Origin of the sequence: Lysobacter sp. M2-1, from assembly GCF_022662495.1 — a bacterium.
GTDB lineage: Bacteria > Pseudomonadota > Gammaproteobacteria > Xanthomonadales > Xanthomonadaceae > JAKPBU01.
Genome location: NZ_JAKPBU010000003.1, coordinates 16,782 through 30,104 on the forward strand (window position 1 = coordinate 16,782; position 13,323 = coordinate 30,104).

At 67.6% G+C, this 13,323-nt stretch carries 8 protein-coding genes; 5 read left to right on the forward strand and 3 right to left on the reverse strand.

Annotated elements, in window-relative coordinates:
• The first annotated feature begins 5 nt into the window (after positions 1-5).
• From hflK to MC375_RS09915, 5 genes are all read left to right on the forward strand, one after another.
• Positions 6-1,142, forward strand: coding sequence for an FtsH protease activity modulator HflK (gene hflK / locus MC375_RS09895; RefSeq protein ID WP_345779276.1), 1,137 nt, complete (start codon positions 6-8; stop codon positions 1,140-1,142).
• Positions 1,139-2,002 (forward strand): protease modulator HflC, encoded by an 864-nt coding sequence (hflC, locus tag MC375_RS09900; RefSeq protein WP_242103209.1) that lies wholly within the window; start codon positions 1,139-1,141, stop codon positions 2,000-2,002. The genes hflK and hflC overlap by 4 nt, the downstream gene beginning before the upstream one ends.
• A 6-nt stretch (positions 2,003-2,008) precedes the next feature.
• On the forward strand, positions 2,009-2,197 hold the full coding sequence (locus MC375_RS09905; RefSeq protein ID WP_242103211.1) for a DUF2065 family protein: 189 nt from the start codon (positions 2,009-2,011) through the stop codon (positions 2,195-2,197).
• 109 nt (positions 2,198-2,306) lie between these two features.
• A complete protein-coding gene (locus MC375_RS09910) occupies positions 2,307-3,599 on the forward strand; it encodes an adenylosuccinate synthase (protein WP_242103212.1) in 1,293 nt (430 codons plus the stop codon).
• 289 nt (positions 3,600-3,888) lie between these two features.
• Positions 3,889-6,840 carry an EAL domain-containing protein gene (locus tag MC375_RS09915; protein ID WP_242103214.1) on the forward strand — a complete coding sequence of 984 codons (2,952 nt, stop codon included), beginning with the start codon at positions 3,889-3,891 and terminating at the stop codon, positions 6,838-6,840.
• Positions 6,841-6,906: 66 nt separating this feature from the next.
• On the opposite strand, the gene MC375_RS09920 is transcribed toward MC375_RS09915, so the two are convergent.
• The 3 genes from MC375_RS09920 to MC375_RS09930 form a co-directional block, all read right to left on the reverse strand.
• Positions 6,907-10,473, reverse strand: a complete 3,567-nt coding sequence (locus MC375_RS09920) for an EAL domain-containing protein (RefSeq protein ID WP_242103216.1) — start codon at positions 10,471-10,473, stop codon at positions 6,907-6,909.
• Positions 10,474-10,634: 161 nt separating this feature from the next.
• A complete protein-coding gene (locus tag MC375_RS09925; protein WP_242103217.1) occupies positions 10,635-12,734 on the reverse strand; it encodes an alkaline phosphatase family protein in 2,100 nt (699 codons plus the stop codon).
• 3 nt (positions 12,735-12,737) lie between these two features.
• Positions 12,738-13,220 (reverse strand): hypothetical protein, encoded by a 483-nt coding sequence (locus MC375_RS09930; protein ID WP_242103218.1) that lies wholly within the window; start codon positions 13,218-13,220, stop codon positions 12,738-12,740.
• Positions 13,221-13,323: the final 103 nt, after the last annotated feature.

Consider the following 13,323-nt stretch of genomic DNA (forward strand, 5'->3'; position numbering starts at 1 on the left):
CATGCATGGCCTGGAACACGCCCGGTAAGGGCAGCGACGGTACCGGTTCGGAAAACGGCGGCGAACAGCGCAAACGCGACGGCAAGCGCCCGGCATGGCGACCATCGGGCGGCGGCAATCGTGGCGGCGGCGGGCTCGACGAGATCCTCGACCGGCTGCGCGGCGTCTTCGGCGGCGGCGGCATCGGCCGCTGGCTCGCCATCGGCTTCGCGTTGTGGCTGGCGCTCAACTGCTTCGTGCTGGTCACCGAGCAGCAGCGCGGCGTGGTGCTGCGCTTCGGCCAGTTCGCGCGGATCATGCAGCCCGGCCCCAATTTCAAGTTGCCCTGGCCGATCGAGACGGTCACCAAGGTGGCCGCGACCCAGATCAAGACCTTCAGCGAGACCGTGCCGGTGCTCACCCGCGACGAGAACATCGTCAGCGTGGAGATCAACGTGCAGTACCGGGTCAGCGATGCGCAGCGCTACCTGTTCGGCAGCCGCGATGGCGACAAGGTGCTGGAGCAGGCCGCGCTGAGCGTGGTGCGCGAGCAGGTCGGTCGCTCCACCCTGGACACCGTGCTCGGCGCGCGCGGCGCGCTGGCGGCGCTGGCGCGGACCCAGCTGCAGCAGTCGCTGGATGCCTACCGCACCGGCCTGGTGGTGACCGAATTGAACCTGCCCAATGCGCGACCGCCCGAAGAAGTGAAGCCCGCCTTCGACGACGTCAACAGCGCCCAGCAGGACAAGGACCGCCTCACCAGCGAAGCCCAGGCCTACGCCGCCAAGATCGTGCCCGAGGCGCGCGGCGAGGCGGCCCGGACCCGGACCGTCGCGGACGGCTACAAGACCGCCGCGATCGCCCGTGCCACCGGCGATGCTCAGCGCTTCAGCTTGCTGGTAGAACAGGCGCGCAACGCCCCCGACGTCACCCGCAAGCGCCTGTGGCTGGAGACGGTCGAGGAGGTGCTTGCGCGCAATCGCAAGATCATCGGCGGCGATGGGCGCCAGCTCATCTACGTGCCGATGTCCGGCTCGACCGCAGGCAATCCGCCGGCGCCGCCGGCCGCGTTGACGCCGGAGCTGCTCTCGCCTGCCGTCAACGCCACCAGCGACCTGCCGCGGCCGGATCGCCCCGGTCGTGACGAGGAGAACGTGCGATGAGACCTTCCCTGCTGATTTCGCTCGCGGTCGCCGCGTTGCTGTTGCTGATGGGCTCGTTCTATATCGTCAACGAGGGCCAGACCGCGATGGTGCTCAACCTGGGTCGGGTGGTGCGCAGCGACATCGGCCCGGGCCTGCATTTCAAGGCGCCGCTGATCGAGTCGGTGCGCATCTTCGATCGCCGCCTGCAGGTGCTCGACGCTGCGCCGGAGCGCTATCTCACCTCCGAGCGCAAGGACGTGAGCGTCGACTTCTTCGCCGTGGGCCGGATCGAGAACGCACGCGCGTTCTACCGGGCCACCGGCGGCGACGAGGAAGTGGCTGCACAGCGTCTGGCGCCGATCATCAAGGACTCGCTGCGCAACGAGATCAACGCGCGCACCCTGTCGCAGGTGGTCTCGGGCAACCGCTCCGAGGTGATCGGGCCGCAGTTGGAAGGCATCAACCGGGGCGCCGCGACCATGGGCGTGCGCATCGTCGACCTGCGAATCAAGCAGATCGATCTGCCGACCGACAGCAAGGTCATCAGCGACGTCTACAGCCGCATGCGCGCACAGCGCCAGCAGGTCGCCAGTCGCCTGCGCGCCGAAGGCGAGGAAGCCGCTCAGACCATCCGCGCCCGGGCCGACCGCGACAAGACCGTGATCCTGGCCGACGCCGAGCGCGATGCGCAGAAGCTGCGCGGCGAGGGCGATGCCGCAGCGGCCCGGATCTACGGCAACGCCGCCAATGCCGACCCCGCCTTCTTCGCCTTCCAGCGCAGCCTGCAGGCCTACCGCCGGTCGTTCGCCGACGGCAATGGGGTGATCGTGCTCGAGCGCGACGATCCGTTCCTGCAATACCTGCGCAACGACCGCTAGCGCCGCATGAGCGATCTCTGGTCGGCCCTGTGCCTGGTCGCGGTCATCGAGGGCCTGTTCCTGTTCGCGATGCCCGGCGCGTGGAAGCGCGCGGTCGAGCAGCTGCTGGTCATGGGCGACCAGCAGTTGCGCACGGTGGGCGGCGCGATCCTGATCGCCGGCCTGGTGGCGCTGTTCCTGGTGCGGAGCGGCTAGCGCGAGGCGGTCGCGCGGGGTGGCCCTGGCGCCATGAAACCCGGATAATGCACAAAAGCCGGACGGGGCCCGATGCCCCTCCGGCTTTTTCCGTCTCCAGGAGTGCGTAATGGGTCAGTCGGTCGTGGTGTTGGGCGCCCAGTGGGGCGACGAGGGCAAGGGCAAGATCGTCGACCTGCTCACCGAGGAAATCGGCGCGGTGGTGCGCTTCCAGGGCGGCCACAACGCCGGCCACACCCTGGTGATCGGCGGCAGGAAGACCGTGCTGCACCTGATCCCGTCAGGCATCCTGCGCGCCGACGCGCTGTGCCTGATCGGCAACGGCGTGGTGCTGCACCCGGGTGCGCTGCGCAAGGAGATCGAGGAACTCGAAGCCAACGGTGTCGAGGTGCGCAGCCGGCTCAAGATCAGTCCCGCCACGCCGATCATCATGCCGTACCACATCGCCCTGGATCAGGCGCGGGAAAGGGCCGCCGGCGGCAAGGCGATCGGCACCACCGGGCGCGGCATCGGCCCGGCCTACGAAGACAAGGTGGCGCGTCGCGGCATCCGTGTGGCCGACCTGCATTACCCCGACCAGCTCGCCGAGCTGCTGCGCACCGCGCTGGATTACCACAACTTCGTGTTGACCAAGTATCTCGACACCGACGCAGTCGACTACCAGCAGACGCTGGACGAGGCGCTGGCCTTCGGCGAATACGTCGAGCCGATGAAGTCCGACGTGGCCGGCATCCTCCACGAGCTGCGCAAGCAGGGAAAAAAAGTGCTGTTCGAAGGCGCGCAGGGCTCGCTGCTGGACATCGACCACGGTACCTATCCCTATGTCACCAGCAGCAACACCACCGTCGGCGGTGCGCTGGCCGGCACCGGCGTGGGCGCGGACGCGATCGATTACGTGCTGGGCATCGCCAAGGCCTATGCGACCCGCGTCGGCGGCGGCCCGTTCCCGACCGAACTCGACGACGAAGTCGGGCAGGGCATCCGCGACCGCGGCCAGGAATACGGCGCCACCACCGGCCGCCCGCGCCGCTGCGGATGGATCGACCTGGTCGCGTTGAAGCGCGCCGTGGCCATCAATGGCATCAGCGGCCTGTGCATCACCAAGCTCGACATCCTCGATGGCATGGACAAGCTGAAGATGTGCATCGCCTATCGCTATCGCGGCAAGGAAACCGAATACGCACCGCTGGACGCGCAGGGCTGGGAAGAATGCGAGCCGGTCTACCTGGAGTTCCCCGGCTGGACGGAAAACACCCACGGCATCACCCAGTGGGATGCATTGCCGCCTGCGGCCCGCGCCTACCTGCGCGCACTGGAAGAACTCTCCGGCTGCCCGCTCGCCATCGTCAGCACCGGCCCGGATCGGGATGCCAACATCGTGCTGGAGGATCCGTTCGCGTAATCGAACGCGCATGGTCAGGCCCGTTCAGGGCAGATATGGGAAACCGTCCGGGTCGGCCGGGCGGCATGGTCCGCCGGCGCGAGCAGTCCCCGCGGGATCCGGCGATCGCCTTTAGCGGTGTGGGCTGAACGTCCCATCGGAGCCCCGGGCATGCTGACCCCCGCCGTCCGCCCCGCGGAAACCGGCGGATGACGGTGCCGGCGATCACAAAATCGCATCGTTATCACGGCGAGCATCGGACGCTGCGGCTATGGTCGAATCCAGGCGCATGCATGCGAACGGGGGGTCGATGCAGTCAGAATCCGGCACGCCGTCGTTGGGGTCGGTACGGGTGGTGCGGACGTTGGGCCTGCTGCTGGGTCTGACGATGATGATCGGCCTGTCATTGCTGCTGATCGAAGACCTTGAATCGCGCATGGACGGCGCGCGGCGCCAGAGCCTGGCGACCGCGACCAGCGCGGATCGCCTGCTCATGTACGAACTGCGCAATCTCGAGCGCGCGATGGCGGGGGTCGTGGCCGATGCCGAGGAATTCTTCCGCGCCGCGCCCGCGCAGGCGCCGGACTTGCTTGCCGGAACGATCAGCGGCGTGCTGTTGCGGCAGCCGGAGCTGGACAGCATGGTGCTGTACGACGCGCAGGGCCGCGCGCTGACAGATGGCCCCCCGGACCCGTTGCTGCCGGAATGGGCGGCGACTGCGCCGCGCGGAGCGCGCCCCTTGCTGCTGGGTCCGTTGCGGCGCGGACGCGACAATGACTGGTTGCTGCCCATCGCGCTGCGCACGCGCACCGGGGAGTGGCTGGTGGCGCGCCTGCGCACATCCGAAATCCAGCGGATGATCACCGGCCTGGGCATCGGGCGCGACGGCAGCATTTCGGTGCAGGATGCCCGCGGCACGGTGCTGGCGCGTAGTGGCACGACCCAGGCCCACGTTGGCCGTCGCGTGCCCTTGCCCGCGGTGCGCGTCGGCAGCACCATGACCTTCGAACTGCTCAGCGAGCTGGATCGCGTCGCGCGCATGGCCACCTTCAGCGCGGTCAGCGGCTATCCGGTGGTGGTCGCGGCTGGCATCGGCCTGCGCGAAGCGCGCGCGCAGTGGCTGGAACATCTGGCCTGGGCGGCCGCGTTCACGCTGCTGTACTGGCTGGGGCTGCTGTTTCTTGTGCGCCGCCTGGCCGCGGCCGAGGATGCGCGCGAGGCGATGCTCGACGAGTTGCACGCCAGCGCGGACTGGCTGCGGCAGGCGCAGGATGCGTCGCGCACCGGCGTTTGGCGACTGGAACCCGATGAGGGCAACGTCCGTGTGTCGGCGCAGGCCGCGGAACTGTTCGGCTTCGAGCCCAGCGACGGGCCGCTTTCGATTGAGCCATTCTTCGCACGCATGCATGAGGAGGATCGCGACCGGGTCCGGGCGGAGTTCGTCGAGGCCAGCGAACAACGGGTCCCGTTCCAGTCCGAATTTCGCGTCGTTCTTCCGGATGGCCGCATCCGCTGGATCAAGGATCGAGGCGCGCTGGTCGCCGATGCGCGCGGCGTCGAACGGATGACCGGCACCATCGTCGACATCACCGACCGCCGCGAAGCCACGGACCGGATCGAACAGGCCGAATCGCAGTTCCGCGAACTGTTCGAACGCAATCCGCTGCCGTTCTGGGTCTTCGATACCCAGACGCTGCGTTTCCTGGCCGTCAACGAAGCGGCGATCCGCAACTACGGCTATTCGCGCGAAGAGTTCCTCGCGATGAGCATCCTTGATATCCGTCCCCGCGACGAATCCGATGCGGTGCGTACATCGCTGCGGGATCTTCCGGACCTCGGCAACAGCGATCGGATCTGGATCCATCAGACCCGCGAGGGTCGCCACCTCGAAGTGCGCGTGCACAGCAGCAGCATTACGTTTGCCGGCCGGCCGGCGCGGCTGGTCCTGGCCGAGGACGTGAGCGAGCGCGTCTCCTACGAACGCGAGCTGGCCTGGCGCGCGACCCACGACACCACCACGGGCATGCTCAACGTGGAGGCGCTGGTCCAGCACATCGATGCGCTGCCCGATGCCAACGCCGGATATTCGATCGCCTATGTGCAGCTGCGCGACCTGGAACTCGTCGCACCCACGCTCGGTCGCCGGACTGGCGAAGCGCTCCTGCGCGCGGCGGCCGAACGGTTCGACGAAGTAGGGCAGGCCTACGGCTATTCCGCTTATCTGCCGGGGGAATCGTTCGTGATCGTGGCGGTCGACCCGCGGCGCCGCGACGAAATGCTCGCCAGCCTGATGCGCGCGACCGCAACGCCGGTGCAGACCGAGAGCGGCAGCCATCCGCTGGAAGCCTGCGTCGGTCTTGCCGACGGACCACGCGCCGGCGAGAGCGCCGAGCAGGTGATCGGCAATGCGGCGCTGGCAGCCCTGCAGGCGCGGCGCGAGGGCGTGGCGATCATGCAGTTCGACGCAGCGATGGCGTCCAAGGCGAGCGAGCGCCTGGCCATGGCCGGACGCCTGCGGCAGGCGCTGGAACGCCGGGAGTTCGAATTGTTCTTCCAGCCGATCCGCAAGCTGGCCGACGGCCGCGTGCTCTCGCTCGAGGCCTTGCTGCGCTGGCGGCAGCCCGACGGCACGCTGGTGCCTCCGCCGCAGTTCATTCCGCTGTGCGAGGAGTCCGGATTGATCGTGCCGCTCGGCGACTGGGTGCTGGAAGAGGCCGCGAGCAGTCATACCCGCCTGGCGGCGCACGGTTATGGCGACGTCGCCATCGCGGTCAACGTGTCGGCGGTGCAGTTCCTGTCCGAATCCCTGCCGCAGTCGCTACGCGCCCTGTGCAAGGCCCATGGACTGCCGCGCGGCGCGTTGCAGGTGGAATTGACAGAAAGTGCGGTATTGCGCTGGCCCGAAGCCGCACGCGAGACGATGCAGGAGCTGCGCGATGGAGGCGTATGCATATCCATCGACGATTTCGGAACCGGCTTCTCGAGCATGGCCTACCTCAAGAATCTGCCGCTGGATTTCCTCAAGATCGATCGCGCCTTCGTCACCGACGTGCACCGCGACCGGCGCAACGCGGCGATCTGCAACGCGCTGATCGCGCTCGGCCACGGCCTGGGTTTGCAGGTCATCGCCGAGGGCGTGGAATGCGAAGCGCAGCGGGACTGGTTGCGCGCCCACGGTTGCGACCAGGCGCAGGGCTACTATTTCGGGAAGCCCGCACCGTTGACCGAAGCGCTCGCGTCGATCACGCGATGGGCGGCCTGACCGCCGAAGGTCCAGGACGAGGCTGGTTGCAACCGGCGGTCTGCCGGGTCGCGGCTTGCGCGACGCTTACAGCGAACCGCTAGTCCGGACCTCCGGCTCCAGGTCCTGCAGCACGTCCTGCACGAACCCGCCGGTATCGAGCCATAGTTGCTCGAGTTCGGATGCCGGCATGGCGCGGGCGATGTAGTGCCCCTGTACCTGGTCGCAGCCGTGCGCACGCAGGAATTCGAGTTGTTCCAGGGTTTCCACGCATTCGGCGACCACGTCCAGATTGAGCCGATGCGCCATGTCGATGATGGCCAGGGTGATCGACGCGTCCTCGGAGTTGGTCGTGAGGTCGCGGATGAAGGCGCCGTCGATCTTGACCGTATCCACCGGAAACCGGCGCAGGTAGGCCAGGCTGGAATAGCCGGTTCCGAAATCGTCCACTGAGATTCGCACGCCCAGGGTTTTCAGGCGTTTGAGCATTTCCACGCTGTATTCGGCATCACTCATGACGGCACTTTCCGTCAGTTCCAGTTCCAGGTGTCCCGCGGCCACCTCGTACTCCAGCAGGCAGGCGGCGGTGGTCGAGGAGAGACCGAGCGGATCGGCGTCGATGTGCACGCGTCGACGCGGATCGGCCGGCGCCGGCAACAGGCTCTTGCGGGTGATCTGCTGGGCCGATACGTTGACTGCGATCGGCAGCGGCTCGAAACCCTCGCGCCGCCAGTCGCGCAACTGACGACAGGCCGCGGCGATCACCCAGGCGCCGACCGGTACGATCAGACCGGTCTCCTCGAGCGCCGGAATGAACTGGGCGGGCGCCACCAGCCCATGGCCAGGCCGATGCCAGCGCAACAGGGCCTCCACTCCGGTCCAGCGTCCACTGCGCAGGGAGACCTTGGGCTGGTAGTGCAGCTCGAATTCCTCGCGCTCCAGCGCGCCGCGCAACGCCAGCTCCAGGTCGAGCTTCTTGCGCACCCGCAGGTTCATCGCCTCGGTGTAGAACCGGTAGCAATTGCGGCCGGCCAGCTTGGCCTCGTACATCGCCAGGTCGGCATAGCGCACCAGGCTGTGCATGTCGCCTGCATCGCTCGGATACACGGTGATGCCGATACTGGCAGTGGTCCTCACCGCGTGATCCTCTACCTCGAACGGCACCGCCAGCGTGTCCTGGATCTTGTTGGCGACCCTGGCGGCGAGCTGCGGATCGCTCGAAGTCAGCAGGACCATGCCGAACTCGTCGCCACCGAGCCGGGCGACGGTGTCGCGCAGGCGCAGGCAGCCCTGCAGGCGTTGCCCGACCTGGCGCAGCAGTTCGTCTCCCACCGCATGTCCGAGGGTGTCGTTGATGTCCTTGAAGTTGTCCAGGTCCAGGAACAGCAGAAACACCTGCCAGGCGTGGCTGTCGGCCATCGCCATCGCGCTTTCCAGCGATTCGTGGAACAGGCGCCGGTTGGGCAAACCGGTGAGCACGTCGTAGTGCGCCAGTTGCTGGAGGCGCTGCTCGGCTTCCTTGCGCTCGGTGATGTCCTGCCCGGTGCCCACCATCCCCGTGACCCGGCCGTGACCATCGACCAGGACCCGGCCCCGCGTCTGGATGACCCGAACCTCGCCGTCCGGGCAAACGACGCGATACTCGAAATCGAAGGCCTCTTGCCGGCGGAAGGCCAGATCCACCGTCCGCAGGAGCAGCCGCTGGTCGCCGGGATGGACGCAGCGCAGATAACCCTTGAGCGTGTGCTCGAAGTCCTGCGGATCGCTCCTGTGGATCCGGTACAGCTCATCGCTCAATGCGAGCTGGTTGCCGGCGAGGTTCCACTCCCAGCTGCCGACGTGGGCGATTCGCTGCGCCTCGGCGAGATGCTGCTGGTTTTCCGCCAGCGCGGCTTCCGCCTGTTTCCGCGCCATGAACTGGCCGAGCAGACTTCCCAGCGTGTCCATAATGCCGAGCAGTTCCGGATCCGGTTCCTGGATCGCCGGGGCATGGAATTCAGCCACGCCGAACACCTGCGTGGCGCTGAGGATCGGAAAGCCGATGGCTCCGAGCAACCCGCTTTCGGCGGCAGCGCGGGCGCGCGGTGAATCGGCTTCCAGCGCGATATTGGTGACCCAAAGGGGCTTGCCACTGCTCCAGATGCGGCCTGGAAGTTCTTCTCCCGGAGCCAGCGACCCGGCCAGCGTCATGTCCAGGAGGGCCCCGGATGACGCGCCCGTATCCGGGTGCTGCCAGACCTCGACGCAGCGCATGGTGCCGCCGTCGACCGTCCACAAGGCCCCGGTCGTCCAGCCCATCGCTGCGGCCACCGCCTCGAGCACTTTCGGCGCCGCGTCGGCGAGCGTGGCCGATTCGATCAACGTCGCGGCTGCCGCGGTCTGCGCGACGAGCCGCCGGATCTCGCGCTGGCGCTTGATGTCGTGCAGGAAGGCGCTGAACTTGTAGGTCGCCCCTAGCTTGGTCGGCCAGATCGTCAGTTCGACCGGAAGCTCGTGTCCGTCGCGATGCAGTGCCGTGATCTCGATGCGCTTGTTCAGCACCGGCCCCTTGCCGGTCGCCAGGAAGCGTTCGATACCGCGGTAATGGGCTTGCCGGTATTGTTCGGGGATGAGGATTTCGGCCATGTTGTGGCCCAGCACCTCCTGGCGTGACCAGCCCAGGAGCGCCTCTGCCTGCTTGTTCCAATCGAGGATCACGCTTCCGGCATCGATGGCGATGTAGGGGTCGTACGCCGTATCGATGATGGCGCGCGCTTCGTCCTTGCTCTCACGCAGTTCCTGCTCGGTCAGTTCGTGTTGCGCGATCTCCACCTGCAGTGCGTCGTTGGTCTGGGCCAGCTCGGCGGTGCGCTCGCTGACGCGCTGTTCGAGCTGGTCGTGCAGCGTCCGCAGCGCTTGCATCCGGTCCTGGTGAAGGCTGTCCTCGCGCGCACGTCGCGCATCGGCGATCGAAACCAGCAGGGTGGTGGCGAGCAGCAGGAAGGTGAAGCCGCCGATCGTGACCGCCATCCAGAAGTTGGGAATGATCGGAGCGCCCACTGTCGGCGAGCACAACGGCGAGAAGATCGCCGCGGCCATGCCGGTGTAATGCATGCCGCAGATCGCGGCTCCCATCAGCAGCGCGCTGCCACCCTTGCGCCAGAAGCCCGACAGCAAGGACTCCCGGCGAAGCTGGAATGCGATCCACAGCGCCGCCCACGACGCCGCCATGGCGATGGCGATCGACAGCACGAACAGCGGCGGATCGTAGGTCGCCGGCGGTCTCATCTCCATCGCCGCCATGCCGGTGTAATGCATCGAGGCGATACCGATCCCCATCAGCACACCGCCGAGCGCCAGCCGCCGCAGCCGCAGGCTTTCCCTGCTGACGGTGTACAGGGCGAAACCGGACACGACCATCGCGATGAGCAGCGACAGAGCCGTGATCGGTCCGTTGTAGGACATCGGGATGGGCAGCCGGAACGCCAGCATGCCGATGAAATGCATCGACCAGATGCCCATGCCCATCGACACCGCGCCGCCCAGCAGCCAGTAGCGCGCGGTTCGACCGGCGCTGGCCGTCACCCTGGAAGCAAGATCCAGCGCGACGTACGAGGCCACGACCGCCACGGCGATCGACAGGATTACCAGCCAGTGGTCGTAGGTGCCTTCCATGCGTGAGCAGCCTAGTACCACAAGCGCCGCTTGGCCGGGTGAAAGCCGCCCCTGGACGGACGCTTCGAGCGGTCCCAGGCCGCGAAGGATTCCGCCGGTCCGCCCTGCCGGCGGTAAGGCGCCGATGTGGGCGCAGCCGCTGGCAGCGGGTCCGCCGGGCGTCAGCGGATCCGCCAGGCGTCGCGCCGCGGCATCTCCTGTTTGTGCAGGCGGATGGCGTCGCGCGCTTCGCGGATGAACACCCGCGCCTGGTAGCTGTTGCGGATGCGCATGAACCGTTCCAGGATCTCGTCGCGCTTACCGATGGGCGCCAGGCTCAGGTAGCGCCGCAGCGCGACCCGGGCGAAGCCGCGGATCGACGGTTCGGGTTCGCGCGCCTCCAGCTGCCTGACCACGGTCTGGTGCGCGCGCCGTTCGGCTTCCCACTGCTCGCGGCTGCGCAGCCCGCTGCTGGCGCTGCCGGGTTCGTCGACGGGCGCATCGCCGGTGCAGCGCCAGCCCGATTCGGCCACGTCCGGCAGCTGGGTCGGCGCGTCGGTGCGGGGAACCTCAAGCGAGAGCAGATGGGTCAGGCTGTTGGCGCTGCGATCGCGCTCGGTCAGCGTGCCCAGCGAGAACAGTTCGGACAGGGTCTTGAGCACCGAGGAGTGCTCGTGTTCGAGGTGGTCGATGGTGCCGCGCGCGATCCACGGCGAGATCACCACCGCCGGCACCCGGGTGCCGGTCTGGGTGAAGTCGAAGTGCTTATGCACGTTCTCGTTGTCAGTGACGCTGTCGCCCGGATGCACCGTGGGCGGCGGCACGACGTGGTCGAAGAACCCGCCGTTCTCGTCGTAGGTGACGATGATCAGGCTCGATTCCCAGTGCGGCGAATTGCGCACTGCCTCGTACACGTCCTTGATCAGACGCTCGCCGCGGGTGACGTCATCGAGCGGATGCTGTGAGGTGCCGCAGGTGTAGTCCTCCGGCGTCCACGGCATGATGTTGCCGTAATGCGGCTCGATGAAGCTGTAGGACGCGGGAAACTGCGGATCGTTGACCGAGTCGCGAAAGTCTTCCATGTCGCGGAAGCGTCCCTGCAGCGCGTTGAGATTCATGTTGCTCAGCGAGAACACCTGTGGGGTCTCGTCGCCCTCGAACACCAGCCAGTCCAGGCACTTCTGTTCCAGGCGGTCGTAGATCGTGCCGTTGTCGAAGCGGTAGCCGTCGATGAGCGTGGTGGTGACCGTGTCCCAGGTGCCGGGGCTGTTGTCCAGGCCGGCCGAGGAGGCAGCGTGCACGAACAGGCGGTTGGGCCAGGTCGGCCCCGGCATCGAACTGAACCAGCGGTCGCAGACGGCGAACTCGCGTGCCAGGGTGTTGAGGATCGGCAGCTGGTCGGGTTCGAAACAGCGCATCGTCGCGGACGGATCGCTCGAGCCGCGCCCGCGGAAATTGGCGACGAAACCGGCATTGTCGATCGGCGGGTAGCCCGGCATGCCGCCGCTGGGCCAGGTGGCGCCGGTCAGCTGCGCGAGCACGTCGTCGAACTCGTGCCCGGGATCGCCGACCTCGCTGCTGAGCGCGAAGTCCGCGCGCGGTCCCGCCGCGATGTCGCCGCCGGCCGGGTCCGGATTGGACTGCGGATTGCCCAGGAGATTGTCGATACGCGTGGACAGGCCGGTGACCGCATCGGTGCCGGCGATGTCGGAAACGCCGAGCATGTGGTCGAACGAGCGGTTCTCAAGCATCAGCACGAACACGTGCCGGATCCGGCGCCGGCGGCGGGGCCGACGCCCGGCCATGCTGGCCACGACCTCGCCCAGCGCCACCAGCGCGCAGCGGATGTTGTCCCAGGCGATGCAGACCAGCTTCGCCACCCATGACCAGACGGTGCAGAACGCCTCCATCACCCAGAACCAGGCCACGCAGAACCACTCGACCAGGTAGCTCCAGCCCTTGCACACCCAGTGTGCGATCCAGACGAAGGCCACGCACACCCAGTGCGAGACCCAGACCCAGGCCTTGCACACCCATTCGAATGCGTCGCAGATGTAGGACAAGGGCCACGGCAGCCAGTCGCTGCAGGTCTTGCTCCAGGAACTGCAGCTCTCGTAGCCGTGGTCCTCGTAGCGGTCGCAGGCCTGGTAGCCCTCGTCCTTCCACTCGTCGCAGACCCGGCGCGTGCGGCTGCCCCAGTCCTGGCAGCGCCGCGTCCAGCGGTCGGCCCATTGCTTGCATTCGATGACGCCCTTGTCGACCCAGTGCGTGCACGTGGACATGCGTTACTCCTCGGAAAGGCCGTCGCTGGCATCGCGGGCCAGTGCACGGACGTGAAAGCGGCACGCACGCGCGAACTGCCAGCGCGTCGCCACCAGGGTGACGAACTTGGCCGCGAGGCCCAGCAGGAAGGCGGCCGTGAGCACCAGCAGGACGCGTACCGGCAGGTCCCACGACCAAGCCAGCGCGCCGCTGCGGAACAGATCGGCTGCGCCGGCTCCGAGTGCGATCAGGGTTGCGATGGCGCCGGCCATGCAGCCGCAGCGGGACTGCAGCCGGTTGAGCGCGCGCTCGGTGCGCAGCAGCGAATGGCGGGCCACCGCCGGGATCTCCAGGCGTAGTGGCGTACGCGATCCGAAACCGTTGACGGTGCGGTCGCGCGGCAGCGCGGCGAGCTGGTCGAGAGAGGACACGATCCGCATGGGTCGCCCCGGACTGTCCCCTGTCATCCGGTCCAACGCAGCGACGGCGGCGTTGCGGTCATCCATGGACCATGCGGCTGACGCGGAATCGGTCCAGGCCCTTTGCTTGGCCCCGAGTTGGACAGGGGAATGAAGCGTCAGGGCGGAGTCCGCGTCCGGCTGCGCGCCC